Origin of the sequence: Paenarthrobacter sp. NPDC057981, assembly GCF_042886835.1 — a bacterium.
Lineage (GTDB): Bacteria > Actinomycetota > Actinomycetes > Actinomycetales > Micrococcaceae > Arthrobacter.
Genome location: NZ_JBHVQI010000001.1, coordinates 267,932 through 283,840, shown reverse-complemented (window position 1 = coordinate 283,840; position 15,909 = coordinate 267,932). Strand labels below are relative to the sequence as shown.

Sequence of the window (15,909 nt, the reverse complement as noted above, 5' to 3'; positions counted from 1 at the left end):
GGGGCGCTTTCCACGGCGGATGCGGTGCACCGTTGGCCGGCTGGGACCCGAAGGATGTGAAGTGCGATAACTTTCGCGAATGAGAAGAGATTCACACATCACTGGAATGAAGTCAACGCTTTTTGTGAGGTCGCCCACAGGGACCGCCCGAGTGCGCCAACCTTTTACATGCCCGAAACATCGAGGGCTTGACGGGTGAAGAAAAAAACGCGAAACTTTTCTCATATGTGATTGGCGTCTCAACCTTGCCAGCGCATCCGAACCCGGACCAACCAAAGGTGGAACACATGGCAACGACTCTTGAGCTCACTGTCCGGAAGGCTCAGTGGACCCGACCGCCGCGGGAACTGGTCCGCGCTTTCGAAGCTTTCCCCGTGGCCAACATCGGCGATGCCATGGAACGGCTTGGCCTGGTGGATGGCAACATCAACCCCGTATGGGCCGGCGCCAAGTGCGTAGGTTCAGCCTTGACCGTCCTCGGGGCAGCAGGCGATAACGCCGCCGTCATCGAATCCCTCAACTACATCGAACCCGGCGATGTAGTGGTGATCAACGGCTTCGGCCACGAGCACCGTGCACTGGTCGGTGAACAGCTCTCCCAGCGCTTCGAAGCCGCCGGCGCAACCGGTGCCGTCATTGACGGTTACATCCGCGACCGAGCAACCATCACCGAGATCAAGTTCCCGGTCTTCGCACGCGGCACAACCCCCGCCGGCCCCTTCAAGAACGGTCCCGGCGTCATCGGCGAGCCCGTGGCCATCGGCGGCATTGTTTGCTCCGCCGGTGACATCGTCGCCGCAGACGATGACGGCGTCGTCATCATCCCCCAGGCCCGCGCCGCGGAAATCTTGGAGCTGGTCAAGGCAGTCGCGGTCCACGAGGCCGAAATGACCGCCGAGATCACCCGCGAATACAGCTAACCCCTTCTCCCCTCCCCCACAGCGGGACCTAAACTAAGAGAACCACCAATGTCTAGTTCATCGACGGAATCAGTGGATCTGAACACCGCACAGGTAAAGGTCGTCACGGCTGACGGCAAGATGGTGCGCAAGGCTACTATTGCGGGCACCATGGGCTCCTTCGTGGAGTGGTACGACTACGGCATTTACGGGCTTCTGACCACGTACCTTGCCATCAACATCATGGGCTCCAAGGACATCGGGTCCCTGCTGCTCACCAACGTGGGCTTCCTCGTCAGCTTCCTGGCCCGCCCCTTCGGAAGCGTCATTTGCGGCTACCTCGGCGACAAGCTGGGCCGCAAAAACCTGCTCTCCATGCTCCTGCTCCTCATCTCAGGAGCCACGGGCTGCATCGGCCTCATCCCGTCCTCCTCGGTGATCGGCTGGGCCGCGCCGGCCCTGTTGATCCTGCTGCGCATCCTGCAGGGCTTCTCCGCAGGCGGGGAAGTGGCAGGCGCCATGGCCTTCGTGGGTGAATACGCCCACAACAAGCACCGCAACTTCTCCATGAGCTTCATCGCCGTGGGTTCCTTCTGCGCCTTGCTCTTCGGCAGCGGATTCTCGGCGGTCCTGATCACCACGCTGGGCGACTCCACCATGGAATCCTGGGCTTGGCGCATCCCGTTCCTCTTCGCCGTGCCCCTGGGCTACGTGGGCTACTACATCCGCTCCAAGATGGAAGACACCCCGCACTTCGAAGCACTCCGCGAACGCAACGAGGTAGAGCGCAACCCGCTGCGCGCCGTTTTCACGTCCAAGCGCCACCTTAAGGCGATCGCCCTGACCATCTTCCTCCCGGCAGTCAACGGCCCCGGCTACTACCTGCTTTTCGCCTACATGCCGACCTACCTGAAGACGCAGCTGGGCTCCGGCAACAACTTCACAATGCTTCAGGCACTGACGGTGACGGCCTTCAGCCTGGTTGCCATCATCATCGCCATCCCGCTGATGGCCCGCTTGTCCGACCGGATCGGCCGCAAGCCCGTCCTGGCCCTCTCCGCGGTCCTCATGGCCGTGGTGTCCTACCCGATGTTCGCCATGATCACCACGGGCAACATGCTCATGGCCTGCATCGCCACCGTGGTCATGGCCATCGCCTTCTCCGGTCACGCAGCCGTGGTGCACACGGTCCTGACGGAAATGTTCCCCACCACCGTCCGGTACAGCGCCTACAGCATCGGCTTCAGCCTGAGCACCATCATCTTCGGCGGCAGCGCCCCGTTGGTCATGACCGAGATCATCAAGGCCACCGGCAACAGCATGGTCCCGGCCTACGCCTCGATCGGCACCGCCCTCATCACACTGGTTTCGATCTACTTCCTGAAGGAAACCAAGGGCCAGCCGCTGGCCACCCACTAACAAAACCCGGTACGACGGCGGCCTGCCGCCATTGCTGCGAGGCCGCCGTCGTTGGACCATAAAGCAAGACAACAAGAACCATAGGGAGTCACCTTGGGCATCAACTCAGTCGCCGTCGTCGCAGACCTCGGCGAAAGCTACGGCAACTACACCATCGGCGATGACGACGCCCTGCTGGGCCTGGTCACTGCCTCCAACATCGCCTGCGGCTTCCACGCCGGGGACCCCCGCGTCATGGACGCCACGGTCAAAGCCTGCGTTGAACGCGGCATCGAACTCGGCGCACACCCCGGTTACCCCGACCTGGTTGGATTCGGCCGCCGCCTGATCGAGGCCAGCGAAGAGGAAATCCGCACTGATGTGCTCTACCAGATCGGCGCACTGGATGCCTTTGCCCGCATCCACGGCGGCAAGATCAGCCATGTGGCACCGCACGGCCGTATGGGAAGCATCGCCCAGACCGACGCCAAGCACGCCCGGGCCATCACCGACGCCATCAAGGCCTACGATCCGTCCTATATCGTGATCTGCCAAAACGGCCTGCTCGCTGAAGAGTCACGCAAGCGCGGCCTCGAAGTCGGCTACGTGTTCCTGGCAGACCGCGGCTACGGCGAGGACGGCATGCCGGTCTCCCGCAACACCGAAGGCGCACTACTCCACGACCCTGAGGAGATCGGCCGCCGGGTTGTCCAGGTTGTCACCGAGGGCACCGTCCGCGCAGTCACCGGCAAGGTTATCCCGCTCGGCCACGATGCCGACGTCGTGCTTCTCCATGGCGACCACCCGCAGGTGCTGGAGAACGGCACCGCCCTCCGCGCAGCCCTGGACAAGGCCGGAGTCAAGGCCACCGGACTGCAGGAAGTCCTGGCCGAGAAGGCCAAGCTGGCTGCCGTCTGACCCACCCCACAAACAAGCCAAGGACACATGAGTACGCACCCAGCGCCCGGGCACACACCGGAGATCAAGGCCGTTCCCTTCGGGGATTCGGCATTGATGGTCAGCGTCGCCTCTGACATTGACGAGGAACGCCAGTCCGGAAGCCGGACGCTTCGCGAGATCCTCCTGGAGGTGCGTCCGGTGGGCCTGCTGGACGTGGTGGCCGGCGTCGACTCCCTGCTGGTGGAATTCGACAACCTCGCCATCAGCCACGGCCAGCTGGCCCAGACCATCCGGCTGGCCGCGGCAGGCGGTAGCTTCGAAGCCAACCGGCCCTCCCGGGACGGCAAACGCTTTGTGATCCCCATGGTGGTCAACGACGTCTTTGCCCCGGATCTCTCCGAAGTGGCAGACGAACTCGGGATCAGCCGGGAAGCGGTTCTGCAGCATCTGGAGGACTCCGAGTTGAGCATCAACCTGCTGGCCTCTGCCATGGCTCCCATGATGGGCCGGGTGCAGTTCCCCGGAGCTGTCAGCCGGTGCAGGGAACCACGCACCAACGTGGATCCAGGCTCGGTGATGGTTGCCGGAACCAACGCCATCATCCAGCCTTTCCCGGGCCCGACGGGGTGGAAGGTCATAGGACGGACGCCGCTGGTGATCTGCGACATCCATGAGGACCCACCCACCTCGTACAAACCCGGGGACAGCGTCCGGTTCAAGGTCGTGCCAGAGAGCGAATGGGAACGGCTCTCGGGCCGGTTCCTGCTTGCCGATACTTACACATACGAAGGGGAACACTGATGCCGGCGGTTGAGCGGAGCGTCACCATCAAGATCCGCGAAACGGCATGGCTGGCTACTTTCCAGGACCTGGGCCGGCAGAACTCGGAAGCTCTGGGCGTTCCCTGCGGCGGCGCCGCGGACCAGCACTCGGCAGCAGTGGCGAACATTCTGGTGGGCAATGACCGCACGGCGACCCTGCTGGAACTCATGGGTGGCCGGTTCACGTTCACCACCTCCAAGCCGGTGCTCATCGCCGTCACGGGAGCACCTGCCGATGTCACCGTCAACGGCAGCAAGGTGTCCATGTGGGAGCCGGTCTGCGTTCCCGCCAAAGGACAGGTGGTGATCGCGAACGCCCGGGGCGGCATGCGGAACTACCTCGCCTTCAGCGGAACCCTCGCCGCGGATCTCTTCATGGGCAGCGCTGCCCCCGAAGCCCGCATGGGCTTCCCTCAGCAGATTGTGGCCGGGCAGCACCTGGAACTCCGGAGCTCCTACACGGGGTTCGAGCACCCATACCTGACCCAGCCACTCTTCCGGCTTCCCGTGCCGGTGCCATCGTTCGAGCATCCCTTGTGGACCATCGACATTACTGAAGGCCCGGAAACGGATGCGGCATTGGGGATCCGGGAACTGTTGTCCTCCCGTGAGTACACGGTGACCGCCAAATCCAACCATGTGGGGCTGCGCCTGGACGGTCCAGTGGTACACCCGGAGGGCCTGGGCGAAATCGTCTCCCATGGCGTCCCCATCGGCGCTTTCGAGATCCCGCACGGCGACGAACTCATCATCTTGGGCCGCTACCGGACCCTCACAGCCGGTTATCCCATCGTGGCCTTTGCCACCAAGGCATCCTTGCCCATGTTGGGGCAAGCCCGTCCCGGCCAGCGGATGACCTTCCGCTGGGTCAGCCACGAACAGGCCGTGGCGGACCACCACGAGGCCCAACGCCTGTTGGGTGTGCTGGAAGAGCGCGTGAAAAGCCTGTTCTCCGCAATCGATCTCCCACACCATTCACGCCAAGTGCCCGCGAAGGCGGCAGCCTGAGCACCAACTGCCGCAGGGCACTTGACCGGCACCCTTCGCAAATGAGAAACTTTTCGCATATGTGACAGTTGTCGCAGCACAAACCAGAGGAACGGAACCATGGGACTTCTTGAAGGCAAAGTCGCGGTCATCACCGGCGCAGGAACGGGGATGGGCCGCTCAACGGCGGAACTTCTCGCCGCCGAAGGTGCCCACGTGGTGCTGGTGGGCCGCCGGCTCTCCGTCCTGGAGGAAGTCGCCGCAGCGATTGCCTCCGACGGCGGCACCGTCCACCCGCGGGCCGCGGACATCGCGTCCAAGGACGACGTCGACGCCCTGGTCGCGTGGGTTTCCGAAACCCTCGGCCCTGTAGACATCCTGGTCAACAACGCCGGCAGCGCCAGCAAGGTCCTCAACGTCCGGTGGATCAGCCAGGAGGAATGGAACAGCGTCCTGGACGTCAATCTCAATGCCGTCTACCTGCTGACCCAGGCCGTCCTTCCGGGCATGCTCTCACGGAACACAGGCACCATCATCACCGTTTCCTCGCTCGCGGCCGTGAACCCGAACCTGCTCGGTGGCGCAGCCTACGGTGCGGCGAAGGCAGCGGTGCGGAACTTCATGACCTACCTGCACAACACCTTCCGCAACGAGGGCCTGCGGGCGGTCACCGTCCTTCCTGGCGAAACGGCAACACCCATCCTGGACAACCGGGCCAGGCCACCCAAGTCCGAGGAACGCGAGGCCATGGTCCAGCCCGAGGACGTCGCCCGGGCCATCCATCTCGTCGCGACCCTGCCCCAGCGGACCGTGGTGCAGGAACTGGTGATCGCCCCGACCGTCCAGCGCGATACCTCCGGGGACATAGAAATCAGCCGCTGGGCAGGCGCCCCGGCAGAAGACCTCCCCCAGCTGTAGTACGCCACCAAACTTCCCTCCCGACCAGCCAGAGCAGGATTGCCATGACCCTCGAACCATCCACCGCCGTCGCAACCTTCCAGCCTTCCGAGGCCGTACAGCGGGTACAGCGCACCTCGTTGCGCGTCCAGCAGCCGCAGTCGAAGGGCGACCTCGTCTCGCTTGCGATGGGCGAGCCGGACTTCGACACCCCCGAACAGGTACGTGCCGCAGCCGCCCGCGCCCTGGAAGAGGGACACACCCACTACTCGCCGTTGCTCGGCGAGCTGGTGCTTCGCGAGGAGCTGGCTGCCCGTATCGGCCAGCTCCTCGGCGAGGTGGCCAGCCCCAGCGACGTGCTCATTACCCAAGGCGGAACGGCCGGTCTTTCCGCCGCTATCCTGGGCATCGTCAACCCGGGCGACAAGGTGGTCATCCCCGACCCCACCTACTCCCTGTACGCGGATCTGGTGAGCATGGCCGGGGGCGAGATTGTCCCAGTCCCGCTGGCCGAGGACCTGCACTGGGACCTTGAGGCACTGGCCACAGCCCTTCGGGGCGCCAAGATGTTCGTCTTCTGCAATCCGTCCAACCCCACGGGCATCGTCCATTCCCGCGCGGAGCTCGAGGCCCTGGCCGACATGGTGGCCGGCACGGACACCTTGGTCCTCTCCGACGAGGCATACAGCGACCTCGTCTACACCGCAGAACCGTTCACCTCTGCCCTGGAAATCCCGGGCCTTGCCGGCAGGACGATCTACTGCCAGACCTTCTCCAAGAGCTACGCCATGACCGGGTGGCGGGTGGGCTACCTTTGGGGCCCGTCCGAGGTGATCGCCTCGGCAGCACGCGTGCACAACACCTTCAACGGCTCCATGAACACCGCCGTACAGTTGGCCGCCCTGACCGCACTAAAGACCTGCGGCCCGGACATCAAGCGTATGCACGCCTCCTACGCCCAACGCCGCGAGCTGATGTTTGAAGGACTCAGCAAGATCCCCGGCCTTACGGTCAGCTCCCCCGAAGGCGCCTTCTACCTCTTTCCCAAATACGACGTGGACGTTCCGGCGGCGCAGATGGTGGCGCACCTGCGTGAATTCGGCGTCGCCGTCCGTCCGGGCAGCGAATTCGGCCGCAACGGCGAACACCACCTACGGCTCTCCTACGCCGCCAGCGCCGAAGCGATCACCGCCGGCGTCGAACGGATCGCCGCCAGACTCGCAGCACTCAGGCAGGGCAAGTGACAATGCTCGATCCGCCGCCCGGGCTCCGCGTCGACATGCAGCGGAACCGGACGCTTTTGGTGGACGCGGCCGGCCGGCTCTTCGGAGCCGGCCGTTCGGCTACCATGACACAGATCGCCGCGGAGGCCGGGATCTCCCCCGCCACGGCGTACCGCCACTTCGCCTCAGTGGACGACGTCTTGGCCGCCTACCGCTTCGAAGTGGGCCGCGAGCTCCTGGAGTTCAGCCGCGCCCAACACTCCGAGGGGCTGCAGCTGCTGGAATCCGTGTGCGCCAAATGGGTGGAACTGGTGGTCAGGCACGGTGAGTCCATGATCCACACCCGCTCGGCCGAAGGGTACCTGGCCCGCGTCAAAGCCGGAGCCTACTACCTGACGGTCCAGGCCGACGCCCTCGCCAGGCCACTCGAAGAGGCCGCACGCGAACTTGGCATCGAACACCCCGGGGACGAAGCACTGTTTCTCTGGAACGGCTTCTTCGACCCCCGCGAAATCAACGACCTCATCCACAGCCTCCAGCTCACAGCCCAGGAGGCCTCCGCTCGATTGGTCCGGACCTTTACGGCAGCCCTGGCAGGGTGGTCCGCTTCAAAGGACCTAAGCTTGAACTGACGAAAGGGTGCCCAACAAATGCGTAGTGACACACAGCGCAACCGCAGACAACTGGTTAAGGCCGCGGGACAGCTCTTCGCGTCCCGTCGCGGCCCCATCAGCATGACCGACGTCGCCAAGCAGGCCGAAATCTCGACGGCCACCGCCTACCGGCACTTCGCCTCAGTCGAGGACATCCTTGCGGAGTACCGCTTCGGTGTCGGCGAGAAGCTGCGCGACTACAGCCTCAAGCAGCAGGAAGCATCCGGCGTCGAACTTCTGACCATGGTGAGCCGTAAATGGGTGGACCTCGTCACCCGCCACGGCGGTGCGATGCTGTATACCCGTTCGGGCGAAGGATACTTGGCCCGTTTGCGCAGCGGTGCCTACTACCTGACCGTTCAGGCTGACGCACTGGAGCGTCCTTTGCGCGAAGCCGTCGAAGAGCTGGGGCTTCCCGCTGTTGGCGATGAAGCGATGTTCCTGTGGAACATCCTGTTCGACCCCCGCGAAATTCTGGACCTGATCAATACCGTGGGCCTGACCAAAGACCAGGCGACGGTGCGCCTGATATCTGCCCTGAAGGGTGCCCTTGCGGGTTGGAGCGAAGACCGCGCACGGACGTAGGTTGCTGGCGCAGAAAGACGGGCTCCAAGGCCCGGCGTTCCCCTCAGCGCTTAGCCGGTCGCTCGGATCAACTCACGGATCCGATCCGCAGGCAGCGCCGTCAAGGCTGCCACCCTGAAGATGTCCATGCGACCGCTTTCCAGTCCTTCCAGAACGTCAACCCGGAGCCTTTCCACACCGCGCTCTTTATCCTGAAGGGCGTCCTCCAGTTGCCGGACGATCGCCGCAAGACCGGACAGATGCCATTCCGGCTGCACCCCCGAGAAGTGGAGGTCCTGATACGCGCCCCCGAGCCTCTTGACGTCCGTGGCGCGGATCCCCACGACGGCAGAAACTGCAGCAAGGGATACTTTGTCGGCCAATGCTGCAGCAATTGCCTCGTTCCGGCGGCCGAGGAGCGTGCGGACGTGGCTGTCGATCCTGGCGCGGGAGACCCTGGACCCGGTCAGCCGCAGTTCCAGTGAACTCAACCGGGGCCTGTGGGCTGCGGGCCGCCTGCGCAGCCTGGCTTCAGCTACGTAGGTCACGGTGCGTAAGGCCCTGGACCAAGTGCCAAACAACTGCTTCGTTGCCATGTGTAGGCATGATGCTGCCCTCCAGCACCTGCAGGCCTGGGCCTGCCTTGCCTACGGGGGTCCACATGCCGCTAACCGGACAATGGCTCCCGGTGCCGGCAACGTAGCGGCAACGGTGTGCATGGCCGACTGAGTGTTCTCCAACGATGCGTCGCATCACAGGCCTCCGAGGGTTGGGAGTTCGCTTGGAAACTCGGGAAATCTGATGCTTTAAGCCTATGTCGCAGGTCACTTTAAAGCAAGAAACTTTTCTCATTTGTTTAAAGTTTCTCATCCGTTTCGGACGCCTCACTGCAGGTATCTGAATGCCGTCCAGGGGCCGGCGAGGATTGCGCAACCCGCCTTATGCCGCGAGCCGAATGCGGGCGTCTTCTTTTTGGAGGGAGCCCTGCAGAAGGCCGGTGACCCGCACCCCAGGCAAATGAGGCCCCCGGGCTTACTCTTACGCCACGAAGGGTCACGCTGATCGAATTCTGAGGCATGCCAATCCCGACCGTCCACCGAGCTACGCGCCCACTTCATGCAGCCACCAGGCCCGCCCCGCGCCCCAGGCGGGCAGAAATCCAGCGGACTCTGTCCGCCTCTGCAGCGTGACGCATTCTCTTGACTGCTCCATAGGCGGGCTTCCTCCAGTCGCAAGTCCACGAGTTGATATGAGAAACTTTTCTCATATCAACTCGTGTGCGTCAAGGGGGTTCACATCACAGGAAGCTCTTGACCGCCACTTCTTGCATATGGGAATCTTTTCTCAAATATGATTTGATACGCCCGTCCGCAATGGTGCGACTAGAAGGAACCTCAACATGAACCCCACTCCCCGGCCTCCCCTTGTTGTCATGGGCGTCTCCGGATGCGGAAAGTCCACCATCGGCTCGCTCCTGGGCGAACGGCTTGGCATGCCGTTCCAGGATGGGGACGCCCTGCACCCGGCCGCGAACAAAGCGAAGATGGGCGCAGGTATCGCCCTGGACGATTCCGACCGCAAACCGTGGCTTGAAGAGATCGGGCGAACGCTCCGGGCCTCAGTGGGCCAGGGCACCCCGGCGATCATTGCCTGCTCGGCACTGAAGCGCAGCTATCGCGACCTGCTGCGTTCGCACGTCCCCGACGTCGTATTCGTCCACCTCAACGGTGACCGCGGAACCCTACTGGAGCGGATGAACGCCCGCAACCACGAGTTCATGCCGCCCAGCCTCCTTGACACCCAACTGAGCACCCTCGAACCCCTTGAGCAGGACGAAAAGCACATACTGGCAGACATCACGCTCGCTCGCACCTCACTAGTGGAGAGCATCTGCGGTCTCCTTCCCATAGGGAGCTTGACCGTTGGGGCCAGCGTTCAAGAGTGACAACTCAGTACGGCTGTCTCCCGTAGGCGCCTGCGACTGAACTCACCGTCCAAGTCTTGCCTGTACTACGAGCACAAAGGAAGAACACCTACTCCCCTGTGATCAGCCAGGACTGCCAGAGGCGCGTGAGCTTGGCAACGGTTTTGTTGACCTGGTTGAGGCCTGGGTCCTACGAAGGTCTATATCACGCGGTAGACGATATGCCTGTTGTGGGTCAGGACGTGCCAATCACTTTCACCGTGCCTGATGGGCCTCAGCTGGTACTGCGCCCGTTGCCTCGTGCAGGCATGTCTTGCTCTCTAAGGTTCCTCATAGCTGGGACTTAGCGTCGTATTGGGCGTGTCCGTGATGCTGGAAACATACCGTACGACGATTGAGCGAGGCAACATGAGTAGGATCCCAGAACCTGTGAACACTCCGAACGGACCGGCCTATGAAGGCCGGCTTCTCGACCGCCGGAATGAAGAGATCGTCGATCAGGGGGTTGCTTTCGACATCGGAACCCTGGTCAGCCGCCGTTCCATGTTGGGCATTTTCGGTGCAGGCATGGGGGCGTTCGCCCTCGCTGCTTGTTCACCCGCCGCTACGGAAAGCGCCGCCACCTCAGGCGCCACGACCGGCACCACCTCGACAGCCTCTGCTCTGGCCGAAATTCCCGACGAGACGGCAGGACCGTACCCAGGGGATGGCTCCAACGGAGCTGATGTCCTCGAGAAGTCAGGCATCGTGCGCAGTGACATCCGCTCCAGTATTGATGGCACCGCGACAGCCACCGGTGTGCCGATGGCACTGACTCTCACAATCCTTGACATGGCAAACGGCAATGTGCCTTTCAAGAATGCCGCCGTATACGTGTGGCACTGCGATGCCGCAGGCGGCTACTCCATGTACTCGGACGGCATTGAAAACGAAACCTATCTCCGAGGAGTTCAGGTCGCTGATACCAACGGCGAAGTGAAGTACACGTCCATATTTCCCGCCTGCTATACAGGTCGCTGGCCGCACATCCATTTCGAGGTTTACTCCGCGGTTGACGAGATCACAGACTCTACATTCGCCATCGCCACTTCACAGGTAGCCCTGCCTCAGGATGTTAGCGAAACGGTGTACGCCCTCTCCGGTTACGAGGGCTCCACCTCAAACCTCTCCCAGGTGAGTCTGGATACAGACAATGTCTTCAGCGACGACGGCGGCGCCCTTCAGCTCGCGACCGTGACCGGAGACGCCACCTCCGGCTATCAAGTGTCCCTTACAGTGGGCGTAGATACCAGCACCACACCCACTGCCGGCCCCGCACCCGGAGGCGCGGGTGGCACACCTCCACAAGGCGGCCCAGGGGGAACACCCCCCAACTAGAGGCTCCACCGCAAAACATTGTGTGAGGACGGTCGGTAACCGTTAGCGGCAATCGTCAGCGCTCCGGCCGCTCCGAGCCGGCAAGTCAGGGACTGGACAGCCCGAGCCAGTACCGTGATGTGTTCACCCCAGTGGTGGTCTGTGATAGGCCTTCACCGCTTTGGGGTGGTTGGTGTTGAGGTCGAGGATTTCCCGATGGTGATGATCCCCTTCCACTGTTTGAGTACAAAGGCTACTCCAGGCCTGGGAATCAAACGCCAGAACTTGCCTTGATAGCGGGGGCGCTTGAGGAACTGGATGGAGCGAGCCTTTCCAATCGAAAACGGGACAGGTCCCGGCCCGGGCCGATGGCGGCTAATGAGCACGGTGAGGAGGCCGAAGGCGAAGGCTCTGGTTCAGAACCTCATCAACGCTGACAGCGGTGAACCATGGACGACTCGACGGCCAATTCAGCGGATCGCTCACGGGCGGCGTCGGTGGCTTGTTTGAAGACCTCCCCTATCTGGGAACACTCCAGAATAGAGGGCGCTGCGGCAGTCGTGCCGTTGAGACTCGTGACCTGCTCGCAAAGTTCCCGGGGTGACTTGCCGGATACGGACAGAAGGCTGCACGCCGCCCGAAAGTTTCATTGACCAGAAGGGCCGATTGTTGCAATGTCAGACCTTGATGCTGTGCCGGCGCAGTTAATTGCTCGTTCAGGAAGACGACGTAGGCCGGGCCCGAACCCGAGATACTCGTGACGGCGTCGATCTTTCCTCTTTGACTAAGACAACTTCGCCAACTGTTTCGAAGACTCGTCGAGCCTGCTCCTTTACGTCACCCTAGACAACAACGTCGGCGCCACGCTGCGCATTGATCTCGCCCTTCATCCCGGCCACGAAATCCTGTTCGCTCAAACCGTCGCCAGCTACCTCACCAACGACGCGAAGGCGACAAGCATGGTCTTCGCTCTCTACAGCGGCGCCAAGTGCGACCCAGGACAGCCCAAACCGCACGCCGCAACCATGGCTGAACTCACCGGAGTTCTCGCGGAAAATAAAATCACCATCCGCGACGGAATCTTCGTAGGCAACGATACGTACTCCCCCTACGACACCGACCCCGGCGAAGACATCACCCTTCCGATCAGCACCACCGAGTTCAGCCAAGTCAACGCCGAATTCATCTACCGCGGCAGCGCCATCGAACCTACCAACAAGAACACCATGCCACCACGAACGCAGGCGGCCCATGAAGCCACCGTCGTCGAAAACCAGATGACCGGTATTACGGCACTGCATCCCCAGAAAGCTTTTCTGCAAGCACACGAACTCTGGACTCATATGTTGGAGAGCAACGACTACCCCGCAGAAAACGACACCATCGCGCTCATTGCCTTCTTCCAGTTCCCACACATCCGCGACCAACTCATGGCCGACATCCCGGCATCGGCGAACCACCACAACACATCCTCTTCGCCCAAACTCACACGCCACCCCGATGGTCACGCATCGAGTGGCCCCAACAACTGCTCCTGCACGCGTACACCAGAACCAGCCCCCAATGCGCGGCCCCCATTCTCACCACCATCGGCCACATCAACTGGTGGCAAGGCCGAGGCTCCAAAGCACACCAATACCTCCAACTCGCCCTCGACACCGACCCCGGCTACCGCTTTGCCAGACTGAGCGACCAAATGCTCGGAGCCGGCATTGTCGCCGGCTGGAACACAAACAGAGACACCGCCTTCAAACCCACCTCGACATGCCATGATCCACGGCGTGTGCCCCTAAGAGGACGGCGACTGGTTTTTATTGGACGGAATCGTGTCCCGTTTCTTGACCTTTCGAGACTCCAGGTCGGATACCGCATCGTCCTCCGCCGTCCAGCTAGCGAGTAAGGTTAGGGCCTCGGCGGAATCTGAGCCGGGTTTGGCTGTGTAGAGGCATATGCTTTGGTCCAAGTCGGCTGGAAGAACCAGAGTCTCGTGATAGAGCGTTAATTCTCCGGTCAACGGATGCAAAAATCGCTGTGAGCCGTGGGCGCACTGATCAACGTGAAAACTTGACCACATGGCACGGAGGGCCGAGGACTTGACACTGAGTTCGCCAATGAGTTCATTGAGCTTCGGATCGTCAGGATGACTGCCTGCAGCCAAACGTAGGTTCGCGATCGTCACGCCGGCAACTTCCTCCCAATCCGCGTAAAGCCTGCGGGCTTCAGGGTCCAAGAGGATGAAGCGTGCCAGGTTCCTGGATTCGGGAGGCGCCCTGTGGAAGTCGGCTATGAGAACGCGCACCAAGTGATTCGAAGCGAGCACATCCTGTCGATGATTTAGGACCATCGCCGGAGTATTGTGGCCTATAGTCTCCAGCACGCGCTGCAATTCGGGTCGTACGTTCTGAGAAGCTAGGGGCACGGGCCGCACCTTTGCCCGAGCAAGATCGATGAGGTACCTACGCTCGACATCATCCAGGCGCAAAGCGCGGGCCACCGCGGTCAGAACCGACTCGGACACGTTAGGATGGCGACCCTGTTCAAGCCTCGCGTAGTAGTCGGCGCTCACGCCGGCTAACTGGGCTACTTCCTCGCGGCGCAATCCTGGCACCCGTCTGGTGTTCACGGTGGGCCTGAACCCCACGTCCGTGGGATTCAGTCGCCCACGCCTGGCACGCAGGAATTTCCCCAAATCCATGTTGTGTTCCACCACTCCAGTATCCCAGCCCATGTTGGGCAGATTCTCGGTCAGGGTAGCCCAGTTAGACCTAGGTTCAGCTGGGCGAGATCCACGTACTTCTTGAGTTGAAACGGTTGCGAGACTGGATTAAGACCACACGCGGTGCCGGCAACCCGGACGGCGGCGATGCGCACCACCGCGCTACTTGAGAGGAACCCAACGATATGACCGACGCAAAAGCCCACCGCAACATCGTGAATGCGAAACTGCTCCTAGAAGACGCAATGCCCCACGGAAACTTCGACCAAATCCGCTCATTGGTAACGTCGGATGCTCCGATCAGGCGCGCAGGTTTCGCGGACCTGTATGCACTCACAGGCGATGACATTCCCCAGCACGGCAACTTCGTCGAGTGGCTCGAAGCAGGGTGGAAAGTGCTGTCAGCCGCGCTTACTGAGCAGACGTCAGAGACGGCAAGCATCGTCGGCGATGGCGACACTGTTGTCCTCCAATTCCATATGACCGCTTTGCACACTGGGACTTTCGCGGGTGCCGCGGCAACCGGAAAGCGCGTGGAGTGGGACGAGGTTGGCGTCCTGCAATTCAACGAGGAGGGTTTGATTACGAGCCTATGGTTTATGTGCCAGGAGCTCAGCCTTGCCCAGCAGATCGGCTACAAGCCGCAGATGGCGTCCCGTTAGTCCCGCTCGCTCGACAAGAGGAGCAATACAAATGAAGGCACTAGTTACTGAACAGCTCGGTCGACCACCCGCCATGCGCGTAAGGGGACGCACCAAACCAACTTTTCGTCCTGGGCACACCTTAGTGCGCATGCACGCTGCGACGATCAACCAACTCTCGAACAATATTCGTCTTGGCGACTTTGACGCTCAAGTAGCACCCATCGTTCTGGGCAACGAAGGGTCAGGAATCGTTGAAAGAAAGCGATTCGTTCCCCCGGGGCGCAAAAGTGGCAGTATGTGGGGGCGGGGAGCTGGGAGTAACAGGTGACGGCTTCTACCAGCAGTGGGTCCTCGTTGAGGATGAGCGCTTACTCATCCTTCCTGAAGGCGTTGGCCTCGACGAGGGAGCCGCCCTTACGGTGAACTACTTGACGGCCTTTGGAGCCCTAACATCTGCCGACCCGCTGGTTCCCGAGCAGCATGTATTGGTCTCTGGGGCCACGGGTGGAGTCGGGCACGCTCTGATGCAAACGGCCACGACTCTTGGCGCAAGGCCTATCGCCCTAGTCTCTTCCGCCGAAAAGGCCGAGCGAGCTCGTCAAACTCGGCACACCAGCCGCCATTGACCTCGACTCTGAAGATTTACTATCCGAGGTCAAACGAATTACTCAGGGCGAAGGGGTGCGGCTCGCGTTGGATCCGGTGGGAGGAGACTACGTGGGCAACTTCTTAGCCTCCTTGAAGCCGGGAGGAACTCTGGTGGCCATCGGCTTCACCGGTGGCCGACGTCCCTTTCCTGGACCTCATGGACATAGTCGCAAAGGAGAGGAAAATCCAGGGATACGCCCTCCGCGCACAGAGCTATGACAAAACGTCTCACGACATGGCAGCAGTAGCTCGCTAGGCCGCAGACGGACAACTAAAACC

Annotated in this window: 16 protein-coding genes and 2 pseudogenes; 15 read left to right on the top strand and 3 right to left on the bottom strand. The window is 61.9% G+C overall.

All coding sequences use genetic code 11. From position 1 onward, the window contains the following. Positions 1-287 precede the first annotated feature (287 nt). The 9 genes from ACFVSI_RS01345 to ACFVSI_RS01305 all read left to right on the top strand — a co-directional run bounded on the left by ACFVSI_RS01345 (position 288) and on the right by ACFVSI_RS01305 (position 8,363). The gene (locus ACFVSI_RS01345) at positions 288-920 is read left to right on the top strand and encodes an RraA family protein (RefSeq protein WP_387819164.1); all 633 of its coding nucleotides are present in this window, start codon (positions 288-290) and stop codon (positions 918-920) included. 48 nt (positions 921-968) lie between these two features. Continuing rightward, on the top strand, positions 969-2,318 hold the full coding sequence (locus ACFVSI_RS01340; protein WP_387819163.1) for an MFS transporter: 1,350 nt from the start codon (positions 969-971) through the stop codon (positions 2,316-2,318). Between the two features lie 93 nt (positions 2,319-2,411). Next, positions 2,412-3,215 carry a LamB/YcsF family protein gene (locus ACFVSI_RS01335; RefSeq protein ID WP_387819162.1) on the top strand — a complete coding sequence of 268 codons (804 nt, stop codon included), beginning with the start codon at positions 2,412-2,414 and terminating at the stop codon, positions 3,213-3,215. Positions 3,216-3,242: 27 nt separating this feature from the next. Continuing rightward, the gene (locus ACFVSI_RS01330; RefSeq protein ID WP_387819161.1) at positions 3,243-3,998 is read left to right on the top strand and encodes an allophanate hydrolase subunit 1; all 756 of its coding nucleotides are present in this window, start codon (positions 3,243-3,245) and stop codon (positions 3,996-3,998) included. Continuing rightward, complete coding sequence (locus ACFVSI_RS01325) at positions 3,998-5,026, top strand: biotin-dependent carboxyltransferase family protein (protein WP_387819160.1); 1,029 nt, start codon at positions 3,998-4,000, stop codon at positions 5,024-5,026. Before ACFVSI_RS01330 ends, ACFVSI_RS01325 begins: the two co-directional genes overlap by 1 nt. Before the next feature lie 99 nt (positions 5,027-5,125). Continuing rightward, positions 5,126-5,923, top strand: coding sequence for an SDR family oxidoreductase (locus ACFVSI_RS01320; protein ID WP_387819159.1), 798 nt, complete (start codon positions 5,126-5,128; stop codon positions 5,921-5,923). 44 nt (positions 5,924-5,967) lie between these two features. Beyond that, positions 5,968-7,146 (top strand): pyridoxal phosphate-dependent aminotransferase, encoded by a 1,179-nt coding sequence (locus ACFVSI_RS01315; RefSeq protein ID WP_387819158.1) that lies wholly within the window; start codon positions 5,968-5,970, stop codon positions 7,144-7,146. 2 nt (positions 7,147-7,148) lie between these two features. Further along, a complete protein-coding gene (locus ACFVSI_RS01310; RefSeq protein WP_387819706.1) occupies positions 7,149-7,757 on the top strand; it encodes a TetR/AcrR family transcriptional regulator in 609 nt (202 codons plus the stop codon). Between the two features lie 18 nt (positions 7,758-7,775). Then, positions 7,776-8,363 (top strand): TetR/AcrR family transcriptional regulator, encoded by a 588-nt coding sequence (locus tag ACFVSI_RS01305; RefSeq protein WP_387819157.1) that lies wholly within the window; start codon positions 7,776-7,778, stop codon positions 8,361-8,363. A gap of 50 nt (positions 8,364-8,413) precedes the next feature. Here the strand turns inward: ACFVSI_RS01305 and ACFVSI_RS01300 are convergent, their stop codons facing one another. After that, positions 8,414-8,938: a hypothetical protein gene (locus tag ACFVSI_RS01300; protein ID WP_387819156.1), complete on the bottom strand. Its 525-nt coding sequence runs from the start codon at positions 8,936-8,938 to the stop codon at positions 8,414-8,416. A gap of 803 nt (positions 8,939-9,741) precedes the next feature. Between ACFVSI_RS01300 and ACFVSI_RS01295 the strand changes: the two genes are divergently transcribed. Together ACFVSI_RS01295 and ACFVSI_RS01290 are read left to right on the top strand one after the other, a co-directional pair. Then, positions 9,742-10,287 (top strand): gluconokinase, encoded by a 546-nt coding sequence (locus ACFVSI_RS01295; RefSeq protein ID WP_387819155.1) that lies wholly within the window; start codon positions 9,742-9,744, stop codon positions 10,285-10,287. A gap of 387 nt (positions 10,288-10,674) precedes the next feature. After that, complete coding sequence (locus ACFVSI_RS01290; RefSeq protein ID WP_387819154.1) at positions 10,675-11,643, top strand: intradiol ring-cleavage dioxygenase; 969 nt, start codon at positions 10,675-10,677, stop codon at positions 11,641-11,643. A 406-nt stretch (positions 11,644-12,049) separates the two neighbouring features. Here the strand turns inward: ACFVSI_RS01290 and ACFVSI_RS01285 are convergent. Beyond that, positions 12,050-12,393, bottom strand: a pseudogene (locus ACFVSI_RS01285) (pyrroline-5-carboxylate reductase family protein). 53 nt (positions 12,394-12,446) lie between these two features. Here ACFVSI_RS01285 and ACFVSI_RS01280 point away from each other — a divergent pair. Then, on the top strand, positions 12,447-13,310 hold the full coding sequence (locus ACFVSI_RS01280; RefSeq protein WP_387819704.1) for a DUF4192 family protein: 864 nt from the start codon (positions 12,447-12,449) through the stop codon (positions 13,308-13,310). Further along, complete coding sequence (locus tag ACFVSI_RS01275) at positions 13,199-13,522, top strand: DUF4192 family protein (protein WP_387819702.1); 324 nt, start codon at positions 13,199-13,201, stop codon at positions 13,520-13,522. The genes ACFVSI_RS01280 and ACFVSI_RS01275 overlap by 112 nt, the downstream gene beginning before the upstream one ends. Here the strand turns inward: ACFVSI_RS01275 and ACFVSI_RS01270 are convergent. Next, a complete protein-coding gene (locus tag ACFVSI_RS01270) occupies positions 13,412-14,350 on the bottom strand; it encodes a helix-turn-helix transcriptional regulator (RefSeq protein WP_387819153.1) in 939 nt (312 codons plus the stop codon). The two genes, ACFVSI_RS01275 and ACFVSI_RS01270, sit on opposite strands and share 111 nt — an antisense overlap. A 173-nt stretch (positions 14,351-14,523) precedes the next feature. Between ACFVSI_RS01270 and ACFVSI_RS01265 the strand changes: the two genes are divergently transcribed. Continuing rightward, entirely contained in the window at positions 14,524-15,000 is a 477-nt protein-coding gene (locus ACFVSI_RS01265) for an ester cyclase (protein ID WP_387819152.1), read from the top strand. 585 nt (positions 15,001-15,585) lie between these two features. Then, positions 15,586-15,849: pseudogene (locus tag ACFVSI_RS01260) on the top strand (zinc-binding dehydrogenase); the annotation flags it as partial. Positions 15,850-15,909 lie beyond the last annotated feature (60 nt).